This is a genomic window from Nostoc sp. JL31 (genome assembly GCF_017114965.1).
GTDB lineage: Bacteria > Cyanobacteriota > Cyanobacteriia > Cyanobacteriales > Nostocaceae > Nostoc > Nostoc punctiforme_A.
The window spans coordinates 25,732-47,750 of the sequence record NZ_JABXKO010000121.1 but is presented as its reverse complement, the minus strand read 5'-3'; the positions used below and the strand labels follow the sequence as shown (position 1 = coordinate 47,750).

Below are 22,019 nucleotides of genomic sequence, written 5' to 3'. Positions count from 1 at the left end.
TACCTCTACATTTCGATAAACTTAACAATGTAATAAAATCCAAAATTCTGATTTCGGTACTATGCCTTTAATTAAAGTGCAAACTTCTGCATCTGCTCCTCAAAAAGCTGAAATTGAGTCAATGCTTTTAAATCTCTCAGCCAAGTTAGCGAAACATTTGGGCAAACCAGAATCCTATGTAATGACTGCTTTTGAACCGGGAATTCCTATGACTTTTGCAGGGAATACAGACCCAGTTTGCTACATTGAAATTAAGAGCATTGGCAGGATGAAGCCAGATCAAACCGTAGCAATGAGTCAAGACTTTTGCCAGCAGATTAACCAAACTCTAGGCGTGCCGAAAAATCAATCGTATTTACATTGAGTTTGCAGACGCTAAGGAGGCAATGTGGGGCTGGAACGGCACAACTTTTGGTTAATTTCTCGTCTTCTTTGGTCAAGACTAACTCGATCTGGCAGGTGTAGGATAGAGATCCAACATCAACTCGTGATTTTTTATGTCTGCTACGCCTCTTGTATCTCAGGTTGACTTCAACTCAGAAAAATCAGAATTAATCCCTCCCCTTCTAGGTGCTTCTCTGGCGGAGTTAAGCACTTGGGTGCAGCAACAGGGACAACCTGCTTACAGAGGAAGGCAACTGCATGAATGGATCTACGATAAGGGGGTGCGATCGCTAGCTGATATTTCTGTCTTCCCCAAACAATGGCGTGCAGAATTAGCAGAAATCCCTATTGGGCGCTCGATTTTACATTACCGCTCTGAGGCTCCCGATGGTACGGTCAAATATCTTTTACGATTAACAGACGGGCAAATTATTGAAACTGTAGGCATCCCCACCTTTGCAGAAAGGGGAGAAGGCCCAAAAGCCCGTTTGACAGTTTGCGTCTCTACTCAGGTGGGTTGCCCAATGGCGTGTGATTTCTGCGCTACTGGTAAGGGAGGCTACAAACGCAACCTAGCACGGCACGAAATTGTCGATCAGGTGTTGACTGTGCAAGAAGATTTTCGGCAACGGGTTAGCAATGTCGTATTTATGGGACTAGGTGAACCGTTGTTGAATACTGAGAATGTCCTAGCAGCATTGAAATCTCTAAATCAAGATGTTGGTATTGGACAGCGATCGCTTACTGTTTCTACAGTGGGTATTCGCGATCACATCCGTCAGTTCGCACAAAATAATTTGCAAATCACTCTGGCTGTGAGTCTCCATGCACCCAATCAAGCACTACGAGAAAAACTCATCCCCAGCGCCCGCGCCTATCCTCTCGAAGATTTACTGGCTGAATGTCGGGAATATGTAGAAATCACCGGCCGCCGCGTTACTTTTGAATATGTTCTCCTTGCTGGTGTTAACGATTTACCAGAACACGCATTAGAACTTTCAAAATGTATGCGAGGATTTCAAAGTCATGTGAATTTGATTCCCTACAATCCCATCCAAGAAGTAGACTACAAACGCCCCAACCGCGATCGCATTCAAGCTTTTGTGAACGTTCTCAAGCAACAAAATACTGCTGTTAGTGTCCGTTATTCTCGTGGTTTAGAAGCTGATGCTGCTTGCGGACAACTAAGAGCAAGTAAGAATTAAATCTGTTGTAGCCAGTAAATTTAATTACTTTAATCTCACAGATATCTTGACATTAGTCGCAATTAGTGCGGCAAGGCATCTGTAGAAATTGTTATATTAAGGTTAAGCGATCGCTCAACCCAACCGATAACAAATAACTTATGTTGAATCGATCATTGACGCTTAAACTATTGCCCCTAGTGATTGTTGTTGCAGAAGCTTTGCCGATAAATTCTCCTGCTTATGGACAAATAATTCGACCGATTTCTCCACAACCTGAGTCCTTTCAAGAAAGAATGAGACAACAACAAGAGGAACGAACTCAGCAAACACAAGAGCAATTGAGGGAAACATGGCTACGCCAAAACCTTCAACAACAACAACTACAACAACAGCAAGAATTTACACGACAACGGCAAGAACTAATACGCCAGCAACAATTTAGACTACAAGAGCAAGAAACAAGACTACAACAGCAACAATTTACACGACAGCAACAATTGAGAATACAAGATCAACAACTCAGACAAGATCAACAAATTAGACAACAGCAACAATTTAGATTACAAGAACAGATACGACAGCAAGAACTCAGACAGCAGAAAGAAAACCTGTGAAGTGTTCAGAATTTCTGTTGAAGAAGAATTCAGAATCCAGAATTCTGAATAAGAAAGTGGGGAATATCCTGCAAAAAGCAAGCTACTGACTTGCCACTAATGTAAACAAACCGCTAAATCTTCTTTTTCAGAGACGTGTAAAGGACGACTTAGCGTATTTATTAAACACGCTTCTTCAGAAGTTCTTGACAAGACGATGCGCGTAGCTTGCTTACCTGTAATGGTAGTGGTACGCTGACTCACTACCGCTGCGCGCCAGTCAGACTCCAATTCACACAGAATTCTAACTCCTGAATTCTCTTTTGATAAAAAACTTTTTTATTAAAAATTAGAGAAAATCTTCTCCAATTTTTAATTTTTTCTTATTAGCTAGCGGTGTGCATGAATGCCAGGGGCATACGCTTCAATTACTTTACCAGTGCGAGTGCAACTAATCATCAAATAGTCACAACTTGGGCATTGTGTTCGAGTTAATTGACTATCAGAAATATAATAACGCTCCGCATGACTACCACAATTTGGGCAGTAAATCTTTTGTACTGTCTGCATTTTAAAACCCCTGGTTGTAATTATTTTTTATTTGGTAAAGCTACTAGTTAAACCAGGAAAAAAATCTGGTTCGACCCAAATTAACAAACTGCTGTAATATTGGCTGATTATTTTAAACAAAATTTCAGGTTTGATAACTTTCCGATATCTTTATCTATTATTCTAGAATTTAAGTGATTTTACCCTCCTACTTTAGATACATAAATTATTTTTTAATTAAATGCTGTTTAGAGATTTACTGATCCCTATGATTAATGGCTTGAGAGAGGCTTGTTTACAGTCATTTTAGACGAATACAAAAAAGCCGTTCTTGTATTCAAAAATTAAATCACATAAATTACTGTATATTTAGTAACCAAATCTCTATCTTAAGATTTAGTTAATATTTGCTGACAGGATTTATAAGATTAAATTCTGGTAAGATAATTTAATTAAAATTAGCAAACTTCATGAGAAGGGGCTTCCTGTGGTCGAAGCTTCGGGAGCCGCTAAAAGTTCTCTGCAATGCTAGTAATTAAACCTGAATCTTAGTACAGCATCCTTTTGATAACTAGTCTGTTTTTGACATCTTGGAGAGAAGTTATGGGAATATATCCGGTTGTACGTACTAAAGTTTTAGCTCATAGCAATTCTCGTTTACGCGTGTACCTCACGTAAACGAGAACCGCTATAAAGGCTCACTACCTTACCATTACTCAGTCCCTAGTACAACATGGCGTAAATAAACCACCCCTGACGCTCGATGACTCGCTAACGCTGCGCTAACGGGTGACGCTCTCTACGAGACGCTAAAAGCGAACGCAGGCTCGCTAACGGCAGTTCCTCATGGGGGGAACCCCCTTGGCGCTAGCCTCTCCCTTTGGGAGAAGACCGGACTGCCTCACCATTCCAAATCAATGAAACGCTTACGCTGTATTCATTTTTAATTTTTAATTCCGCCTTGCGGTAGTAGTTCCCAATCCCAAGTTCAAGATGAAAATGGGAGTTGTGACTTCAAACAGGATGAAAATAATCGTAAATTTCTTGAGCCAAACGCGGCCCAATTCCTGCGACTTCAGCGAGTTGTGTGGTTGTTGCTTGCCGAATATAATCAACTGAGCGAAAATGCCCTAGTAGCTGCTTTTGTCGATGATGTCCTAAGCCAGGAATTTCATCTAAACGCGATCGCTTCAATTTATCACTGCGCTGTTGACGATGGAAACTCACAGCAAACCGATGTGCTTCATCCCGTAGCCGCCGCAATAACTGTACTCCTGGTTGTTCTGCATCAGTTGTTAAGGGTTTAGATTCTCCCGGTAAAAAAATCTCTTCTCGCTGCTTTGCTAAACTCACAACTCGCAACTCTTCTAATAAATTCATCTCTTGCAAAACGGCGATAACCGATGACAACTGACCTTTACCACCATCGATCATGATTAAATCAGGCCAGTCAGGATTACCCAGACGCTTTAATTGCTGATCTTCTGCATACTTGCGGAACCGTCGCTGGATGACTTCAGCAAGACTAGCAAAATCATCTGAATGTCCTGCTGTCACCGTGGGATTTTTAATTTTGTAGTGTCGATAGTGCTGCTTTGCGGGTAATCCGTCGATAAACACGACTTGCGAAGCTACTGCATTTGACCCTTGAATATGGGAAATGTCATAACCTTCGATGCGGTGGGGTACATCTGGTAAATCGAGAATGGTAGCTAAATCTTGCATTGCTTGGTGATTGCGATCGCCAAATTTCTGCATTCTTTGCAATTCATACTGAGCATTTCGCTCTACCATCTCAATTAATTCTGCCTTAGTTTGGCGTAAAGGAGTCAAAATTGTGACTTTTTTGCCTTTGCGTTGAGTTAAGACATCCGCCAATATCTCCGCATCTGGTAAATCATGCTGTACCAAGATTTCTAAGGGTATTTCCACCGAGTCAGCAGTTTGGTAATGTTCCTCTAAAGCTCGTTGTAAAATAGCTCCTGGTTCTGCGTGAGCATCCGCTACAAAGGCTAAACGTCCTACCAATTGTCCAGCGCGAATCTGGAATAGTTGAATGCAGGCGTGTTGTTCATCAGCTGCCAGTGCGATCGCATCCCGTGAAACTGTATCATCTGGTAAGGAAACTTTTTGGTCGGCTGTCAGTGACTTTAAGCCAGAAATTTGATCTCGAATCCGCGCCGCTGACTCAAAATTTAAGTTCTCAGCGGCTGCATTCATCTGTTGGGTCAAAATATCAATCAGTTCTTGGGTTCGACCTTGAAAAACCATCGCTATTTTTTGGACAATTTTGCGATATTCTTCTGGTGAAATCATCTGTTGACACACACCAGGACAACGCCCTAAATCAAAATTCAAGCAAGGGCGGTCTTTAAACAGTGGTTGAGGTCGTTGTTGCTGTGGAAAAATGCGCTTGCAGATGTGGACAATTTCTCGCAATAAACCAGCATCAGTATAAGGCCCGTAAAATTTATCCTTTTCTTTGCCGAATTGCCGCTTACGGGTAATAAAAATTCGCGGATAATCTTCTGACCAAGTAATGCAGAGATAGGGATATTTTTTATCATCTTTGAGCAACACGTTAAAGTACGGTTGGTGCTGCTTGATCAAATTGGCTTCTAGCGCTAAAGCTTCGGCTTCAGTATCAGTGACAATGAATTCAATTTCTGTCACCAACTTGACCATCGTGGCGATACGTTCACTCTTGTTGTAGCCATCCCGGAAATAGGAACGGACACGCGATCGCAACTTACGTGATTTACCTATATATATAATGCGATCGCTCCTGTCCCGCATGAAATAAACCCCCGGTTCCGGTGGAATTTCGGCTAGACGGTTTTCTAGTCGTTCTGGCTCTTTAACCAGTGGTAATATTTGAGTAGATATTGTCACAACCAAAATTAGGTAATCTTTCTCTATTTTAAGAAAAATTGTTTTTTCGTGCCGATTTAACAAATTATTTATCAAGTAAATATAAAGTAGCCGTCATGAGTGACACATACCACAACAAATGGCAGACGAGAGTTTGTTTCTCTGTCACTTAGTCATTGGCTCCTACTGTCATAATAAAAACTTTGCTTTTTGAATATATAATTCAATACGCTTGGGTTAGTGCCAAAAATCTTAAACTGTGTAGGTTGGAGAGCCACTGCATTAGACGGGTTTTCCTACTTGTACCCCTTCGGGGAAGCAAGCTACGCGCAGCGTCTCCTCTCCCTTTCTCCCAAAGGGAGAGGCTAGCGCCAGGGGAGAAGCAAGTAGCGTTTGAAGAACGTAGACCCGTTCGCGGAGCGTCTCGTAGAGAAGGGGCTTCTCGTTCGCGTAGCGTCTCCGACAGGAGAAGAGTAACCCAACAATTCCTGGGCTTTGTTGGGTTGCGCATTGCTTAACTCAACATACAATTTTTCTTAACTGAACTGTATTGATATATAATTAACATTTTTAAATTGGTAATACTTTATTATCTAAAACTTTATATTTGAGATTAGATGATAATAGTTTTGTATTGACTTATATTGTTTATTAATAAGTAATCTACTTATATGTTGTTTGTATAAACATTAGATAAAATCTTAATTTATTGATATTATTTGTGTTTGTTTGTTGAATTTCTAATATTAAGCGAATTAACGGATTTAGTCAGTTAAATTTGCGACTATGATTGAGAAGATATTTATGATGATGATTTCAGGCGAGAGCTAAACTATGAATTTACAAGATTTTGAAATCCAGTATCGTGAGGCTATGGCTGAAACTCTAAATGAATTGCAAACAGCAGTTTTATTATTAGCACAAGTACAACAAAAAATTTCAAAAATCGGCAGTTCTGTACAAACTATTAGCGAGTGTGTTGAAGAGTTTATTGCTGACCAAAAAGCAGAATAAATACACGCCTAGCAAAAAAACTTTATCTGTGGTGACAAGTAAACTGTTCTTCAATTGCAAGGATGAGATCCTTGAGTTTTAAAGGTTTAACAAAATAGCAACATGCACCCAAACTCAGAGCTAGTTCTTGATCTGCTTTAAAAGCAAAGGCTGAAACCACAATGATAGGTATTTTTGACAAATGAGGATTTTGCTGGACTTGTTTTAAGAGTGAATAACCATCAATATCTGGCAATTTCAAGTCCAATAACATTAAATCTGGCTCGAATTTCTCTATGGTTGAGAAAAAAGCAGAGCCTTCTGATAAACTTTGGACTTCATACCCACAGTAAATTAGATAGTCACTAAGTAACATCCGATTGAGGTAATGGTCTTCAACTAGTAAAATTCGTCTAGCTTTGTGTGACTGCAATGGCTTATTTATATTGAGTAATTGTACTGTCATTGCTACCTATTATCTGATTATCTTAATTAAAAGCCAACAATGATTACCATAAAATAAAATAGTAGTGCATTTAAACAGTGAAACAAATATAAATTGTACTTATGTAGTCTAATTAAATATCTGAAGAAATAAAATTTAGCTGCACTACAATACTAAAATGATAGTATAATCAAATATAATTAAATCAAAAATTAATCTTTTTTTTACGAACTTTTTATAATTTAGAGTATTTAAGTTAACATCTTTTTTACAATAGTAATTTTCTAAAGTTTATCAGTAAAACTACTTAAGTAATACTGGAACTAATATTATGGTAATTGCCCTTCCTAAAGATATGAAGGTAAGTAATACCATTGTACGAAATCCATATTAAAAACAAATCAAGTTGGTAGAGACATATAGATGTCAAATGTTGCAACCGATTTATTTTTTGCAAGTATTTTTAAAAATAGTATAACCTAGAAGATTAAATTCTCTTATAGCTGCAAGGAATTATTCATCAAAAAAGGGAGCTGTTAGCTCCCTTGCTTATTTTTTGGAATGGAAACCGGAGTTTTAGCCAGATACTTTTTTTAACTTGCGTTGTGTAGCAAAGATACCAGCAACACCTAAAATACCAAATACCACTGAAGGTTCTGGTACTGAGGATGGAGAGACATATTCAGGTGTTGTCCAAGTATAAATCGCACTGTAGGATACACCATCATCAGAAGCAGTAATACCAGATGCAGTGGGGTTAAAGCTATAGGCATAGTAAGTTTGACCACCAGTAACGACTTTAGCAATTTCACTAGCCGCAATTTCACCTTGATATCCATTTAATGCAGCTTGCAGAGTCAGTACATCTTTAAATGATGTGAGTTGAGAGATTTGATCTGGTAGCTGATTTTTGAGAGTATTCAGTTGAGAGATTTGACCTGGCAGCTGATTTTTGAGAGTATTCAGTTGAGAAATTTGACCTGGCAGTGTCTGATTTTTGAGAGTATTCAGTTGAGAAATTTGACTTGTCAGTTGTTGCCTTTTTACTTGATTGGCTGGAATGTTAGGAGTTGCGTTGAGTTGTGTTTGCAGTGTGGTAATCTGTGCTGGAATTGCGTTTAGTTGTGTTTGCAGTGTTGTAATCTGTGCTGGAATTGCGTTTAGTTGTGTTTGTAGTGTTGTAATTTGTCCTGGAATTGCGTTTAGTTGTGTTTGTAGTTGTGGAATTGAACTTTCAAGTTGTGAAAGGGTTGGTTGAGTTGTTTGTTGAGGAAACTGTGATTTAATTGCAGTCCACTTTTCATCAACCTTAGTAGAAATAGTTGTTGCAAGTTTAGTCTTTACATCCAAGTGACCAACTAACTTCAGTTCCACACCGCCATCTTGGCCGAATTGGAAACCACCAATGTTAGGATCTCCCATTCCCAAGGAAGGAAAATAACTAGTTATTAGTGATTTGCTGTCGGCTGAAAACCCGTTCCAAACTGATTGAAATGGTGTGTAGCTACTCAATAAATCGCCTAGCCATTGCGAACCAAAACTATTCCAGTCATTAGCAGTGACACTACTAACGGTGGCTGTATAAGTTCCTTTTGTGGCGGTGAAGCCAACATTAGAACCTGGGGTTTCGCTACTATACCAAAGCTCGACGTTAGAGCTGGGGTTATTATCTGTCAAAGCTTTGATGGCAGCGTTAGTACCACCTTGTGCATTCCCGTTAATGAAGGTACCTGTTGAGCCACCAGTGTAAGTGTTAATTTCTCCTGTATTATTAAAGTCAAAGGATGTAGCGTGTGCTGGGGCAGTGGCAAAACCGCTCACACCAATAGCCATTGAGGCACCAATCACAAGTTTCTGAAAAGTCATTTTCATTGTTTTCAAGTCTCTGTCAGTTTGGAAGTTAAGTTTTAAACTAGTGCCGTTTTTAGGGTTGGGCTGTCTTGACCACAGGCTTTTTGGCAATAGGGTTGCTTAAAAGCACGACCTGTATTATTAGCCGTCTTTGGTATCTCAGCGTACAAACCCAGTTTAAGAAATGGGGAGACTTGATTGGGTAAAGTTACTTCTGATTATCAATAAAAAGATGAAGAATGTTTTGATATTTTTATACGTTTAATTACATATTTAAAACAATATATTTAGTAACAGAAATTACCACATAATATTTTTAAGTTCAGTACAATACGGTAATTAGTAGGGACGCACAAATGTGTACCCCTACGTATCTTCCATTGGTAAACTTTGCCACTAAAAATCCTTAGCGTTCAGCTTGAGAAGAAATTTAATGAAGAAACTCAGCCATTCTTTCTACAGCAATTTCTAACAAAGGTGGCTCATGCACCAAGGCAAAACGGACATACCCTTCTCCAGATTTGCCAAAGCCAGCACCTGGAGAAGCTGCTACACCAGTTTGTTTGACTAGCTGGGTACAAAATTCTACAGAGTTTTCACTCCAAGGTGAGGGTAATTTTGCCCAAATGTACATTGTGGCTTGGGGAGTGGGAACATTCCAGCCAATGCGATGTAAAGCACTGATGAAAGCATCACGCCGCCCCTGGAAGGTAGCAACAGCAGATTTTACGCCGGCTTGAGGACCAGTTAGGGCAGCGATCGCACCATTCAAAATTCCCCGATACTGGTTAAAATCAACGGCGGCTTTTACCTGGCGTAAAGCGTTAATTAACTGGGCATTACCGATGGCATAGCCAATGCGGAAGCCGCCCATATTGTAGGACTTGGAAAGGGTGAAAAATTCAATCGAGACGCTTTTCTCTGGATCGGCTTGCAGAATTGAAGGGACTAGGCATGGGACATGGGGCATTAGTGATTCTCCCCTGCTCCTCTGCTCCTCTGCTCCTCTGCTCCCTTTTCCCCAGTCCTCACTCTCCCCAAATACTAAATCTACATAGGGGAAATCGTGAACTAGCACGAGGTTGTGTTGTTGACAGAAAGCGACAGCTTCTTGGAAGAAAGATAAAGGTGCGATCGCAGCAGTGGGATTATGAGGATAACTTAATACCATCATCCGCGACTGAGCCAAGACTGGGGCAGGAATATCAGCAAACACTGGTAAAAAACCGTTTTCTGCCAGTAGTGGCATTGGGTAGATTTGACCACTGGCTAGGTAGACTCCCCCCGCATGGGAGGGATAGCCTGGATCGAGCAACAGGGCAAAATCTCCTGGGTTGAGTATTGCTAGGGGTAAATGGGCTGTACCTTCTTGAGAACCAATTAGAGGTAGTACCTCAGTTTGAGGATCGACTTTGATGCCAAATTTTTGTTCGTACCAGTTGGCCGCGGCTTCGCGGAATCCTTGGGTACCGTTAAATAACAGATAGCCGTGGGTACTGCGATCGTGCAGAGATTGGGCGATCGCCTCAATAACGTGTGCCTCGGCTGGTAAATCAGAAGACCCCAACGACAAATCAATTATCTCTCGTCCAGCGGCCAAAGCGACTGCCTTGGCTCTGTCCATATCAGCAAATACATTAGATTTTAGGGGTTGTAAACGTTTTGCAAACTGTATGTTAGTCATTAGTCATTAGTCATTAGTCATTGGTCATCAATCATTTGCTATGAACTATGAAGTATTGACTAATTACTATTTAAGTGGGTATCTAGGAGAGCAAGTAATTTATCTTTGCCGATGACTCCCTCAGTAGATATCAAAACTTCCTGGCCTTGAAATAGTCTGAGGGCGGGTACACCTTCCACTTGGTACTGCTTAACAGTGAGTGGGTTGGGGTCGATTTCCATCTTAACGACTTTGAGGCGATCGCTATATTTGCTAGCAGCTGAGTTAATCAGGGGCGACATCAATTGACAAGGCCCACACCAGGAAGCCCAAAAATAAACTAATACAGGCTGCTCGGCTTTTAACACTTCGGTTTCAAACTCAGCATCGGTTATGGTGATTACAGCCTTACTCATTGCAGTCTCCATCAGGTGGCGATCAAAGTTGGCACACACAATACTTTATCCCAAAGTCGTCAATAGTCCATAGTTAATAATTCATAGTTATCTTGATTGTTAACTATTGACTAGTGACGTAAAATCCCACAGCCAACAGGTGTGGGACTAGCTCAAATAAGTTTTCTGTCAATTTTACAGTTGATCCAATTGCTTGCGTAGGGAATCTAACTCGGCATCAACCACCTCATTAGATTTAGGATTAGGGGCAGTGGTTTCTTGTTGCGGTGGCAGTTGGGCTTGAGTTACTGGAGTAGCGGGTGGTAGCATTTGCGCTTTCAAGGCTGCCAATTCATCATCGACATCGCTGCCACCTTCCAACTGGGCAAATTGGGTTTCTAAATCTGCACCTGCTAACTCTCCTAGTGCCTGGGCCCGTGATTCTTGCATCAAGACTTTTTCTTCCATCCGCTCGAAGGCAGACATTGCACTGCTGGTATTCATCCCACGCACCATGCCTTGGAGTTGCTCTTGGGCTTTGGCAGTTGTGATCCGAGCTTTAAGCATTTCTTTCTTGGTTTTAGCCTCAGAAATCTTGCTTTCCAGCTGAATTAAATTGCGTTTGAGAGTTTCAACTTGAGTGCTTTGCGTATCTAAACTAGCTTTGAGGGCTGTGCTGGTGTCAGTATAGGTTTTTTTACGCTCTAAAGCTTGTCGTGCTAGGTTTTCATCACCTTTTTGTAGCGCCAGTTGAGCATTGCGTTGCCACTTATTGATTTCATTTTGGGCATCATTATACTGTTTCTCACTGCGTTTTTGGGCGGCGATCGCTTGGGCTACTCCCTGACGCAGCTGTACCAAGTCTTCCTGCATTTCCAGGATGGCTTGCTCTAGCATTTTTTCGGGGTCTTCGGCTTTGTTAACCAGGTCGTTGAGGTTAGAACTAACTACTCGCTTAATGCGATCGAATAATCCCATAACTTTGTTTTTCCTTGTGTGATTTACGCTTTTTCTGGACAGTTAGCTTTTTTACTTTTTTATAGCTACCTATTTCAATGTAATCTTTCCATTTTGAATCAGTACCTCCTAACAACTCTTAATTGTTAAGATATCGCCAAACTGGGGTAATTAGTCGAACTTCAAGAATCCTGAGTTTTCGGTAACTGCTGTTGGGGAGGCTGCTCTGTCTTTTGGCTCTCCTCAGTTAGGATTTTGTGCTGTGTGTTTTCTGACTGGTTGAAAACCTGCACCTTCATCGCTGCCAATTCGGTATCTACATCATTAGATTCCAAAGAAGTAAATTGTGTTTCCAAGTCGTCGCTACTAAGTTGAGCTATGGCTTCTGATTGAGCTTCTATCTGTGAAACTTTTTCTTCCATGCGCTCAAAGGCACTCAGACTGCTAGTAGCAGAGACTCCGCCGAGCATTTCCTGGAGGCGATAAGACGCTTCAGCAGAACGGGCGCGAGCAATATACATATCTTTTTTTGTTTTCGCCTCGGAAATTTTTAACTCTAGCGATCGCATATCCTTTTTTAGCCTAGCAACTATCTCGTTTTGCTGCTCTATCTGCGAAAAGAGGGCTGTAGTGGTTTCTTTGTAGGCTTGGCGCTTAGTCAAAGCTTCGCGTGCTAGAGGTTCATTGCCTTGTTGCAGCGCCAATTGGGCGCGGCGATACCATTCTTCTGTTTGCGACTCAGCGGCGGCGGCTTGTCGTTCAGTGCGTTTCTGAGTAGCGATCGCTTGTGCTACACCCTGCCGCAACTGCACCAGATTTTCCTGTATTTCCAGAACAGCTTGCTCCAAAATCTTTTCTGGATCTTCTGCACCACCAATCAAACTATTGAGATTAGCGCGAATCACCCGCAGGATACGCTTGATTAATTCCATGTCGGCTCTCCATTCACGAAACCCAGTTCTGAGTGCCTAGTTAAAATCCTGAGTATAAAAATTTTTGTCGTAGGGTAGTTATGGAGTGCTGAATGCCAAGTTAGAGTCCTGAATATTAAGAATTTTTATCGTAGGGGCGTAAATAAGCAAGATTTTATCTCTACTACTCAGGACTCAGAATTGGCTCAACGCTCCGCTACTGCTAACAAAACTCAGCACTTAAAACTCAGGACTGTTATCTCATAGTATCGTAGATTTTTGCAATTCATGGCTGCTGAACCCGTGCCTTGATTCCCTTCGCTTCTAACAGTTTCATCTGTTGTTTTACTTGCTGTTTAGTTTTAAAAGCACCTAGATAAATCAATTCTTTGTTGGGCGATAAATAAGCATCAGGAATTACTTGCCGTGCTGAGGCAAAAGCTTCCCCTTTATTATCGATCACTACATGATAAAACCCATCTGTTCCTGGTTTGATTTCTGCATTTGGCTCTAGTGGGGTTGCGACTGGCTTGGGCGAGGTTTTTGTCGATGAAGTGGGAGGCAAATTTAGGGGAGGCAAGGATTGTAGCGTCGGTACTGGTGCTAAGGCGATCGGGTTGGTCGGTTTTAGGGCTGTATTGGGTTCAGACAATGGCGCTTGAGGATTTGCGGGGTTTTGGGGAACAACTGGATTAGTTACTACTGCGGGGTTTGGTTGGACTTTGGGTTTTAAGCCAACTACATCGTTAGGATCTCTTACTTCAGGAAACTCTTCAGTAGCTAGATTGGGATATTTGGGTATAGATGTACTTGGTGGCTGGATTTGAGGTTGGACATTACTCCCACCTTCCTCAGTATTTTCTGGTGTAGGAGACGAGTTGCCATTAAACAAATTGCCTAAATTCCATTGTGGCAAGCTTTTAGGGTTGAAGACTACATAACCCAAGGTAAGACTCGCTACTAATAGCAGTAACATGGAGCCAATACCCAAAGGTGATAGCAGACTGTCGCTAGAATTGCTTGGTTTTTTGGTTTCTGGTTGTTCTTCTGTCAGACTTCGCAGCAGTGCTTCACTAGATTCTAAATAGTCATCTGGATGCTTGGGGCTATCATCTGACTGCAAGTGATTTTCGCTTTTAGTATTTTTAACGATTGCTGGCACGATGCTGCTACTAAAGTTGGGTGGGGGTGGTGGAAGTTGAGTTTGTGTTTTAGCTGCATTGGAGGTGGAGGACGCATTAAGATTATTCAGTTCCTCACTTTTTGCCGTAGTTGGTGCTGGGTTCATCTCAAGATTCACAGCTACAGATTCGGGTGGGACATCAATTTTTGCCGTAGCTGGCGCAGGGGTTCCCTGATAATTCACGGGTACAGATGCAGGCGTTACGTTGGTTTTAATTTCCGTTGCTGATGACTGAGTTGCGCCCAATGTTGTCGGAATGGCAGTTAACTGTTGGGGTTGTCCGCTCATGTAACTTGCAACACGGGACTGGTTTGATGACACCAAACCAGTTCGCGTGCGTCGGTATCGAGCTAACTCTTGATCTAGCGGCACCTCTAAACTCGCTAGTGCTGCTGCTAGTACTGGTTTCAATCCAGGTGTTTTAGATGATTGATGAGTACCGGAGTCGTTCAGGGGATTTTGAGTCATTACTTTTGCGCCTCAAACGTAGATTACTGGAATCAACTTTTAGATATATTTTGTGACAATAGTAGCGGAAATTATTTAAATAGATAGAGGCATTGAAAAGAAGCAGAGGGGAAACTCTTCTCCCTTGCTCGCTGATCCCCTGCCCTTGCCCACTTTCCACTCCCCACTTTGAATAATGTCGTTGAAATCAATTAATGATGTTTTAAGGATTCTGGAAAAGCAGGCCAAATGGCAGGAACAACCATTTCAACGCCTGCTCAAATGTTGGGCAGAAGTTGTTGGCCCACTGGTTGCCGCAAATACTCGACCATTATCGATTCAGCGTGATGTTTTGTCGGTAGCAACTTCTAGTGCTGCTTGGGCGCAAAACCTGACTTTTGGTCGCACATCTCTACTTTTAAAGTTGAATAAAAAGCTGCCAACGCCTTTGGTTGATATTCGCTTTTCGACTGCTGGCTGGCAGAATCCTTCGGCGGATAGAAAACAGCAACAAACGGTTTCGCCTCATGAGCATCCCAGTTACCTTGGTGATGAGATTAACCGCCCTAATGCTACACCCACTAAAGATGTAAATGCGGCTTTTGGACATTGGACGAAGATTGTGCGATCGCGATCGCATGGCTTACCCCTTTGTCCCCAGTGTCAATCTCCCACCCCACCTGGTGAACTCCAGCGCTGGGAAGTCTGTTCTGTCTGTGCTGCTAAACAGTTTTCAAAGCAAAAGAGTTGAACGATTATTTCGTTGAGCAGAGTTGATCCTGAAATACCTTCCTGCCATTACATCAAAGATTTCTAATTCTTGAGAAAAAGTATAGTTTGTAGCTAAAATATGCCAAATGTGGGATCTCAAGCAGACTATTTATCTGAAAATCTATGCCTTAAGGATGGCTCAAGGAGGAATTTAAAAGGCTAGATAAATCAAAAGCTTTACTTTTATTCTTGATCCCTAATAAGTTTTAGACGATATCTATATGTAATTGCTCTACTGATTATTTAAATATATGACAAGATTATAAAAATATCCTGAAGTTTATTTTTTACTAGGGATCGCTGAAACCTATAGAAAATAATGACTTTTTGGCTTTTCTCTGTCTTTATATATAGAAGCAAAATATAAAGATGAAATTCAGCCAGAAATGACACTAAAGATGAATCCGAATGAAACCCATTAAAGTTTTAGCATCTGCCTGTAAATATTGCCGTCATTACCAGCCAGAAGGTCGCCGTGGCGGAACGTGCCAGCAGTTGGGCGCACCAGTTCAAGCGGCTTGGAAGGCTTGCTCTTTGGCGCTCCCACCTTTTGCACCTTCTTGGGAAACCTTGGAAGATGCTTGGGGTTTACCAGATGCAGCTCCAGTTTTAACATCTTGTCAATCTTTAGCCTCAGATTTAGACAATGCTGCTCTTGCCCCTCTAGAGGAAATAGCTGCTTCTATATCAGAACAGGTAAAAACTAAAGCAGTGGTCATTTAGTCATCCATTATTACTGGACTGAGTTTGTAGTCTGCTTAAAATAAGATTTGTTTTTAAGATTTTTAGTGCTGTAAAAGTTGATATCTACAAAAATCGCATCTCATTAAAGAGTGCGATTTTTGCAATTCTAAGGCAACCAAGGAAAAGAGCGAAAATCTGGTGGACGCTTTTCGAGAAAGGCTTGTTTGCCCTCAGATCCTTCTTCTGTCATGTAATAGAGTAGGGTGGCGTTGCCAGCAAGTTCTTGTAAACCAGCTTGTCCGTCACAATCAGCGTTGAAGGCGGCTTTGAGACAGCGAATTGCGATCGGACTTTTTTCTAAAATCTCTTGCGCCCATTGAATACCTTCCGCTTCTAGTTGTTCCACTGGGACGACGCAATTAATTAAACCCATTTCTAGCGCTTGTTGTGCATCATATTGGCGGCAGAGAAACCAAATTTCTCTAGCCTTTTTTTGCCCCACAACGCGGGCGAGATAGCTGGCTCCAAAACCACCGTCGAAACTGCCGACTTTCGGGCCAGTCTGTCCGAAAATGGCGTTATCGGCAGCAATGGTAAGGTCGCAAATTAAGTGTAGGACGTGTCCGCCACCGATCGCATATCCAGCCACTAAAGCAATCACCACTTTCGGCATCGAACGAATCAGCCGTTGTAAGTCCAGCACATTCAAGCGAGGGATACCAGTATCATCCACATAACCCGCATGTCCGCGCACGCTTTGATCGCCACCGGAACAGAAGGCATATTTACCATCAGTGTGTGGGCCATAGCCAGTAAATAGAACAACACCAATAGTAGTATCTTCACGAGCATTAGAAAAAGCGTCATACAGTTCAAAGACTGTTTCAGGACGGAAGGCATTGCGTTTGTGAGGACGGTTGATGGTGATTTTCGCAATGCCATCAGTTTTTTGATACAGAATATCTTCGTAGGTTTTGGCAGTTTGCCAGTTAATTTGCATTGGTATGGAGTGCGCTGTTGTGCTTGAGAATTTTATCGCGGACGTAGGGACATGCGATACCTGCGGTGGGCTACGCCTACGCACTCCGTAAAATAATTATGGCTACAAATAAAGTTTCCCGTAGTGAAGAAGCATTTGTAGACACGCAGGTATATCAGAAGCAGTGGAAGAAAAAGTGCGATCGCTCGTCCTGCGACTGTTAAAACGACTATTTGGTGAAATTGCTTAAGAAGATTGTTGGAATTGATATTGCGATCGCTGTCTTGGAAGGCTGGTTACAAGGTTAACCAAAATGATCTTGAATTGAAAGTGATGCTATTTGGAAGGCTGGTTGGCATTCATTAACTAGATTTTGGCTGTTGACACTCGACCACTATCACCATTAGGGATAAAATAAGCAACCGTGCAAAAAGTTACGTTAAGGCTAATTTTCCTGAAAACAGAACTTAGTCATTATCTTTTGAACAGCTCAAAATCTTGATTATTTAGTTGAATGTCCATGCATATTACTCAGCGTCAAGAGCAATTTAGTAACGCTTATATTCGTGCTGTTGCAGCAGTAGCAGGTTATACCCTTTATCCACTAGAGGTAGATGATGACAGCATTGACTTGGGTATTGCAGCCAAAGGAGCTATTGGAACTAGTCGCTCTCCCCGTTTAGAATTACAGCTAAAAGCCCCTTTTAAGAGGAATGTAGTTGGTGCTACGAGTATGAGTTATCCCTTAAAGAAAAAAAACTATGACGATTTAAGATATACTAATGTCTATGTTCCACGCATTTTAGTTGTTGTTGTCTTGGCTGACGATCTAAATAGTTGGTTGTATCAGTGCGAAGAACAATTAGTTATTAAACATTGTGCTTACTGGACATCACTGCGAGGTGAAAAAGAATTACCTATTGGTCAAGAAACTAAGTCAGTGCGTTTATCAAAAGATAAAATATTTAATGTAGAAACTCTACAAAAAATGATGGATATAATCTCAAATGGAGGTAATCCATGAAAGCAACTATACGAGACATTGACGTTCTTAAATCCATAAATCCACTAGAAGTTGCTAGCTATTTGGAAACTCAAGGTTGGAATAAACAAAGGCAAATAAACGATGTTGCATCTGTTTGGACATTAGAACTAGCTCAAGGAGACAATGTTGAAATATTATTACCTCTGAATCCTGAATTTCGAGATTTTTCTGCTCGGATGAAGGAAGTTTTACAAAATCTTGAAATTGTAGAAAATCGTTCTCAGTTAGAAATAATAACTAATCTTAAGACTCCACTAGCAGAAATTGTACAAATTTCAGTGAATCATTCAGAAATTATAAATGGGAGCATTCCTATATATCAAGGAGTTCAATTATTTGAATCAGCTAAAAAGCTAATGTGGTCAGCTGCTTCATCTGCTGTACAACCTAAACCTTATTTTAAAGGAGGTTCATTTAGTGAAGTAACTGACTATATGCAAAATTTACGTTTAGGACATACCAAAGAAGGTAGCTATGTTTTAACTATTATTTCTCCATTAAAAGTTGACAATTATCAATCTTCAGATTGTTTTGAAAGAAAGGTGACTAGAACTCTATTTCAAGCTTTAAATATTATTAGTTTAGCTCACGAGCAAAAACTTTCTGAAAGAGAAAGTGTTTTAGATAAAGCCATAGAAGAAGGAGTAAGTGCTAATCTATGTGATGCATTATCACACATGATAAATAATGATAATGATCCAAACTTGAGTTTTAATTTAACTTGTTCAAAAACACTAGATCATCCATCTAATATTCCTTTAGAAATAAAATTAAACAAACAAGTTCTGTCTGTTATTACAGAGGTTAAGAATAAACTAAAATCTCGCAAAAATATTTTGGGTAGAAACCAAAAAGCTATCCTAATCGATAGTATTGCATTGCCTTTATCTTCTAAACAAGAACTATTGCACTCAACCATTAAAGGTTTAGTAATTAAGCTTGAATGGTTTGGTGGAAATGAAAAAGCAAAAGTTACTATTATAACTATTATAGAAGATGAAGAGAAAGAGATTATTGTTGAAGTTAATCGTAGAGACTATCTAATTGCATTTCAAGCTAACTTAGATCAGCTACCAATAATATGTAATGGTCACTTAATTAAAGAAAATGAATTATTAGTTTTGAGAGAAGTACAGAATTTTTCTCTATATCGAAAGAATGTTTAAATTCATTTTCATTAAAAATTAAGAGCTTGTCACTACTTTGTCAGCGTTTGTAAGACTTGTAGCAAAGAAATTTTATGTTTAATCCCACAAGTGTTTAACTTAATGAGATAATTAAATTGCAATATTTACAGCAAACTTACTTAAATTACCCTGTCGCCACTTTGCATCTTTTTTACGATTTGTCCGCAACTCCAAAACCCGAATTCCCTGAGTTGGTAGCGGGTTTAATCTTTGCTGCAACTGCTGCCAAGAAGTAATCAATTCATGCTGCACATTATAAGTAGCGCATAACTGAGCAAAATCAATATCCTGGGGAGTGCCGAAAAACTCTTCAAATGGCGGGTCAAATTTAGCAATGGGTAACATTTCAAAAATACCACCACCATTGTTATTGATTAACAAAATTGTGAGATGCCCGACAAACTTATTGCGGATTAAAAAAGCATTGGTGTCATGCAACAGCGCTAAATCTCCCGTTAACATCACACTACTTTGCTGGCGATGGGCAATTCCTAAAGCTGTGGATAATGTGCCATCTATGCCATTTGCACCCCGGTTAAAGTGCGATCGCACTTCTAAATTATTCGGTTTCCAGAAATATTCCACATCCCGCACAGGCATACTATTGGCAATGAACAGAGGCGTTCCTGGCGGTAAAATCTGAGAAATTAACCAAGCTGCTTTACTCTCAATTACTTTATCTATTTTCCCCATCGTCTGGTCAACAACTAACCTGACTTTAGCTTCCACATCACACCATTGCTTTCCATAGTCTGAGGATAAAGATAAATTTATCTGCTCTGCTTTTATATCTTCCACAGATATCCGTAAATGCGTCGTTCTCCCATGCAAAGGGTCGAGGTTTTGGTCACTAGGGTCAATTACCCAGCGTCGCGGTTGAGTTGCATCTATCCAGGTACGCAGTTCTTTACTTGTAGGCATTTCACCCACCTGAATCACCATTTTGGGCGCTAACTGCTTTGCTAGTTGCTGATTTCGCAAAATCAGGTCATAAGTGGAAATCAAATAAGGGTTGAGTTCGGCATAATTTCTAACTGGGGAGAGTCCCTCAGCTAGCACGGGCCATTTGAGAGTTTGGGAAAGGTACGCGATCGCTCTACAATATTCCTCTGGTTGCGACGGTTGAGCAACACCTGCGATAATAATGCCGCGATCGCACTCTTTCCATTCTTTGGGCATTGGGCATTGGGCATGGGGCATGGGGCATGGGTTTGCTATTCCTGCGAAAAATTCTTCTGGGTGGAACTGGGACTGTAAATAACTCAAATCGGTTCCATCAGGAAGAGGCGCTAAGGGATCGCGAAAGGGAATATTCAAATGGACTGGCCCCTTTGTAGGAGTTTGCGCCCTTTCCCAGCTATGAATTACCGTTTGTCGCAGGTAAGCTAGCATTCCCAGATCGGCGGAGGGTAAGGCTAACTCTGTTTGCCAATTTGGGTAGTTTCCATATAATCTCAACTGATCTATAGTTTGCCCAGAGTGACAATCTCGCAATTCTGGGGGTCTATCAGTAGTTAGTATCAATAGTGGTACGTGACTATATGAGGCTTCTATTACTGCTGAATAAAAATTTGCTCCTGCTGTACCAGAGGTACAAACTAGTACTACAGGGCGTCCGGTTGCTTTAGCTTGTCCCAAAGCGAAAAAGGCGGCGGAACGTTCATCGAGAATGGAAATCGCTTCAATCTCAGGTGCTTGTTGAGCAAAAGCGATCGCTAAGGGTGTAGAACGCGATCCAGGGCAAATGATGGCACAAGTCAATCCCAACCGCTTTAGCGTCTCTGCTAAAATATAAGCCCAAAGTTGATTAACATTCCTATAAGCGATCGGCATTAAATCAAACATAGCTATAAAACAATCTTAAATTTTAGATTTTGTCTAGGGAAATTCAATTTAAAATCCATCAATGCGGTGTTGGGTTCCATCACCGCCACGCGAGTTTCTGGGAAAGAAAATCTCCAAGCAAAACTTGCTCTACTTTCTACAAAATGCACAATTTGCTCTCAAACTTTTATGGATTGCATTCATTTAACGGGAATTCGCGGTTATGGCTACACTGGGTATCTACCAGAAGAACAGGTGCTAGGACAATGGTTTGAGGTGGATGTGAGGTTATGGTTGGATATCTCCACAGCGGCCAAGACTGACGCGATCGAAGACACTTTAGATTATCGCAGCGTCATTAGCTTGATACAACATCTGATCAAAACGTCTAAATTTGTTTTGGTGGAGAAATTGGTAACAACGATCGCAGATTCTATCCTCCAAGAGTGCGATCGTGTAACAAAAGTTCAAGTCACTCTCAGCAAACCTGCTGCACCTATTCCAGATTTTGGTGGCAAAATTAGCATTGAACTGACTAAAAGTAAGTCCAACCTTTAATTCACAAAATGCGTTTTTTTTCAATATCTATCAGCTAGCAAAAACAGGGGGTTTACGTGGAGCTTGGAAATGTTTCATAATGATAATCTTTCTTGCTATTACCTCCAGCACCTGCTGATTACCAAAAAACTAAAAAATACCGCGATCTGCTGATGAACATTTAACTTGCATATTTTCAGAGGACATCAATTGTGATTAAGTATTAACCAGAAGCTATAGGGCTAGTACCCCAAGGCGGAAGTCAAAAGTCAAAAAGCTTAGAAGACAGGCTTTTGAACGATTTGAAATAGTTGCTTTATTTACGCCGTGCTGTACTAGTATTTTATTTTTAAAATACGCGTAGTGCCGTGGCAAGGCTAAAATAATGCATTAAAAATATCTCAACTATTGAGATTTGAGAAACATAACTAATTTTCTATTGCACATATTTAGGCTTGCCATGCTATTACAATAAGACTGAGAAGTTTAAAAAATTTACGGTTTTTATATGAATATTTCTAAGTAAGACGAGTTTACTTATCATTAAAAATTTCAGACAGATT

At 40.7% G+C, this 22,019-nt stretch carries 20 protein-coding genes and 1 pseudogene; 9 read left to right on the top strand and 12 right to left on the bottom strand.

Annotated features, from left to right (window positions below):
* Positions 1–61 precede the first annotated feature (61 nt).
* The 3 genes and pseudogenes from HWQ43_RS32465 (at position 62) to HWQ43_RS32455 (ending at position 2,185) form a co-directional block, all read left to right on the top strand.
* Positions 62–419 (top strand): annotated as a pseudogene (locus HWQ43_RS32465) (phenylpyruvate tautomerase MIF-related protein).
* A 78-nt stretch (positions 420–497) separates the two neighbouring features.
* Complete coding sequence (gene rlmN, locus HWQ43_RS32460; RefSeq protein WP_292741283.1) at positions 498–1,589, top strand: 23S rRNA (adenine(2503)-C(2))-methyltransferase RlmN; 1,092 nt, start codon at positions 498–500, stop codon at positions 1,587–1,589.
* A 140-nt stretch (positions 1,590–1,729) separates the two neighbouring features.
* Positions 1,730–2,185, top strand: a complete 456-nt coding sequence (locus tag HWQ43_RS32455; RefSeq protein ID WP_292741281.1) for a hypothetical protein — start codon at positions 1,730–1,732, stop codon at positions 2,183–2,185.
* 96 nt (positions 2,186–2,281) lie between these two features.
* Here HWQ43_RS32455 and HWQ43_RS32450 read toward each other — a convergent pair whose 3' ends face one another.
* The 3 genes from HWQ43_RS32450 to uvrC all read right to left on the bottom strand — a co-directional run bounded on the left by HWQ43_RS32450 (position 2,282) and on the right by uvrC (position 5,605).
* Positions 2,282–2,428: a hypothetical protein gene (locus HWQ43_RS32450; RefSeq protein WP_292741280.1), complete on the bottom strand. Its 147-nt coding sequence runs from the start codon at positions 2,426–2,428 to the stop codon at positions 2,282–2,284.
* A 126-nt stretch (positions 2,429–2,554) separates the two neighbouring features.
* Positions 2,555–2,734, bottom strand: coding sequence for a replication restart DNA helicase PriA (locus HWQ43_RS32445; RefSeq protein WP_179067652.1), 180 nt, complete (start codon positions 2,732–2,734; stop codon positions 2,555–2,557).
* Positions 2,735–3,727: 993 nt separating this feature from the next.
* Complete coding sequence (gene uvrC / locus HWQ43_RS32440; protein ID WP_292741277.1) at positions 3,728–5,605, bottom strand: excinuclease ABC subunit UvrC; 1,878 nt, start codon at positions 5,603–5,605, stop codon at positions 3,728–3,730.
* A gap of 813 nt (positions 5,606–6,418) precedes the next feature.
* Here uvrC and HWQ43_RS32435 point away from each other — a divergent pair.
* Positions 6,419–6,598, top strand: coding sequence for a hypothetical protein (locus HWQ43_RS32435; protein ID WP_292741275.1), 180 nt, complete (start codon positions 6,419–6,421; stop codon positions 6,596–6,598).
* A gap of 22 nt (positions 6,599–6,620) precedes the next feature.
* Here the strand turns inward: HWQ43_RS32435 and HWQ43_RS32430 are convergent, their stop codons facing one another.
* The 7 genes from HWQ43_RS32430 to HWQ43_RS32400 form a co-directional block, all read right to left on the bottom strand.
* A complete protein-coding gene (locus tag HWQ43_RS32430) occupies positions 6,621–7,043 on the bottom strand; it encodes a response regulator (RefSeq protein WP_292741274.1) in 423 nt (140 codons plus the stop codon).
* A 555-nt stretch (positions 7,044–7,598) separates the two neighbouring features.
* Entirely contained in the window at positions 7,599–8,888 is a 1,290-nt protein-coding gene (locus tag HWQ43_RS32425) for an NF038130 family PEP-CTERM protein (RefSeq protein ID WP_292741272.1), read from the bottom strand.
* Positions 8,889–9,303: 415 nt separating this feature from the next.
* Complete coding sequence (locus tag HWQ43_RS32420; RefSeq protein ID WP_292741270.1) at positions 9,304–10,557, bottom strand: LL-diaminopimelate aminotransferase; 1,254 nt, start codon at positions 10,555–10,557, stop codon at positions 9,304–9,306.
* Positions 10,558–10,616: 59 nt separating this feature from the next.
* On the bottom strand, positions 10,617–10,952 hold the full coding sequence (locus HWQ43_RS32415) for a co-chaperone YbbN (RefSeq protein WP_292741321.1): 336 nt from the start codon (positions 10,950–10,952) through the stop codon (positions 10,617–10,619).
* Between the two features lie 174 nt (positions 10,953–11,126).
* The gene (locus tag HWQ43_RS32410) at positions 11,127–11,909 is read right to left on the bottom strand and encodes a PspA/IM30 family protein (protein WP_292741268.1); all 783 of its coding nucleotides are present in this window, start codon (positions 11,907–11,909) and stop codon (positions 11,127–11,129) included.
* Positions 11,910–12,070: 161 nt separating this feature from the next.
* Positions 12,071–12,820: a PspA/IM30 family protein gene (locus tag HWQ43_RS32405; RefSeq protein WP_292741266.1), complete on the bottom strand. Its 750-nt coding sequence runs from the start codon at positions 12,818–12,820 to the stop codon at positions 12,071–12,073.
* Between the two features lie 265 nt (positions 12,821–13,085).
* Complete coding sequence (locus HWQ43_RS32400) at positions 13,086–14,450, bottom strand: hypothetical protein (protein ID WP_292741264.1); 1,365 nt, start codon at positions 14,448–14,450, stop codon at positions 13,086–13,088.
* A gap of 175 nt (positions 14,451–14,625) precedes the next feature.
* Here HWQ43_RS32400 and HWQ43_RS32395 point away from each other — a divergent pair, with 175 nt between their 5' ends.
* Positions 14,626–15,180, top strand: coding sequence for a DciA family protein (locus HWQ43_RS32395; protein WP_292741262.1), 555 nt, complete (start codon positions 14,626–14,628; stop codon positions 15,178–15,180).
* A 428-nt stretch (positions 15,181–15,608) separates the two neighbouring features.
* A complete protein-coding gene (locus HWQ43_RS32390; protein ID WP_292741260.1) occupies positions 15,609–15,923 on the top strand; it encodes a hypothetical protein in 315 nt (104 codons plus the stop codon).
* A gap of 127 nt (positions 15,924–16,050) precedes the next feature.
* Here HWQ43_RS32390 and menB read toward each other — a convergent pair whose 3' ends face one another.
* Complete coding sequence (gene menB / locus HWQ43_RS32385) at positions 16,051–16,884, bottom strand: 1,4-dihydroxy-2-naphthoyl-CoA synthase (RefSeq protein ID WP_100899754.1); 834 nt, start codon at positions 16,882–16,884, stop codon at positions 16,051–16,053.
* 499 nt (positions 16,885–17,383) lie between these two features.
* Here menB and HWQ43_RS32380 point away from each other — a divergent pair, with 499 nt between their 5' ends.
* The gene (locus tag HWQ43_RS32380) at positions 17,384–17,887 is read left to right on the top strand and encodes a DUF4365 domain-containing protein (protein ID WP_292741257.1); all 504 of its coding nucleotides are present in this window, start codon (positions 17,384–17,386) and stop codon (positions 17,885–17,887) included.
* On the top strand, positions 17,884–19,074 hold the full coding sequence (locus HWQ43_RS32375; protein WP_292741255.1) for a hypothetical protein: 1,191 nt from the start codon (positions 17,884–17,886) through the stop codon (positions 19,072–19,074). The genes HWQ43_RS32380 and HWQ43_RS32375 overlap by 4 nt, the downstream gene beginning before the upstream one ends.
* A 111-nt stretch (positions 19,075–19,185) precedes the next feature.
* On the opposite strand, the gene menD is transcribed toward HWQ43_RS32375, so the two are convergent.
* Positions 19,186–20,940 carry a 2-succinyl-5-enolpyruvyl-6-hydroxy-3-cyclohexene-1-carboxylic-acid synthase gene (gene menD / locus HWQ43_RS32370; RefSeq protein WP_292741253.1) on the bottom strand — a complete coding sequence of 585 codons (1,755 nt, stop codon included), beginning with the start codon at positions 20,938–20,940 and terminating at the stop codon, positions 19,186–19,188.
* 168 nt (positions 20,941–21,108) lie between these two features.
* Here menD and folB point away from each other — a divergent pair, with 168 nt between their 5' ends.
* Complete coding sequence (gene folB / locus HWQ43_RS32365) at positions 21,109–21,477, top strand: dihydroneopterin aldolase (RefSeq protein ID WP_069073964.1); 369 nt, start codon at positions 21,109–21,111, stop codon at positions 21,475–21,477.
* The last annotated feature ends 542 nt before the right edge of the window (positions 21,478–22,019 follow it).

Coding starts and splice junctions, on each gene's coding strand:
- rlmN (WP_292741283.1), top strand. CDS start 498: ATGTCTGCTACGCCTCTTGTATCTCAGGTTGACTTCAACTCAGAAAAA.
- HWQ43_RS32455 (WP_292741281.1), top strand. CDS start 1,730: ATGTTGAATCGATCATTGACGCTTAAACTATTGCCCCTAGTGATTGTT.
- HWQ43_RS32445 (WP_179067652.1), bottom strand. CDS start 2,734: ATGCAGACAGTACAAAAGATTTACTGCCCAAATTGTGGTAGTCATGCG.
- HWQ43_RS32435 (WP_292741275.1), top strand. CDS start 6,419: ATGAATTTACAAGATTTTGAAATCCAGTATCGTGAGGCTATGGCTGAA.
- HWQ43_RS32430 (WP_292741274.1), bottom strand. CDS start 7,043: ATGACAGTACAATTACTCAATATAAATAAGCCATTGCAGTCACACAAA.
- HWQ43_RS32425 (WP_292741272.1), bottom strand. CDS start 8,888: ATGACTTTTCAGAAACTTGTGATTGGTGCCTCAATGGCTATTGGTGTG.
- HWQ43_RS32420 (WP_292741270.1), bottom strand. CDS start 10,557: ATGACTAACATACAGTTTGCAAAACGTTTACAACCCCTAAAATCTAAT.
- HWQ43_RS32415 (WP_292741321.1), bottom strand. CDS start 10,952: ATGAGTAAGGCTGTAATCACCATAACCGATGCTGAGTTTGAAACCGAA.
- HWQ43_RS32410 (WP_292741268.1), bottom strand. CDS start 11,909: ATGGGATTATTCGATCGCATTAAGCGAGTAGTTAGTTCTAACCTCAAC.
- HWQ43_RS32405 (WP_292741266.1), bottom strand. CDS start 12,820: ATGGAATTAATCAAGCGTATCCTGCGGGTGATTCGCGCTAATCTCAAT.
- HWQ43_RS32400 (WP_292741264.1), bottom strand. CDS start 14,450: ATGACTCAAAATCCCCTGAACGACTCCGGTACTCATCAATCATCTAAA.
- HWQ43_RS32395 (WP_292741262.1), top strand. CDS start 14,626: ATGTCGTTGAAATCAATTAATGATGTTTTAAGGATTCTGGAAAAGCAG.
- HWQ43_RS32390 (WP_292741260.1), top strand. CDS start 15,609: ATGAAACCCATTAAAGTTTTAGCATCTGCCTGTAAATATTGCCGTCAT.
- menB (WP_100899754.1), bottom strand. CDS start 16,884: ATGCAAATTAACTGGCAAACTGCCAAAACCTACGAAGATATTCTGTAT.
- HWQ43_RS32380 (WP_292741257.1), top strand. CDS start 17,384: ATGCATATTACTCAGCGTCAAGAGCAATTTAGTAACGCTTATATTCGT.
- HWQ43_RS32375 (WP_292741255.1), top strand. CDS start 17,884: ATGAAAGCAACTATACGAGACATTGACGTTCTTAAATCCATAAATCCA.
- menD (WP_292741253.1), bottom strand. CDS start 20,940: ATGTTTGATTTAATGCCGATCGCTTATAGGAATGTTAATCAACTTTGG.
- folB (WP_069073964.1), top strand. CDS start 21,109: ATGGATTGCATTCATTTAACGGGAATTCGCGGTTATGGCTACACTGGG.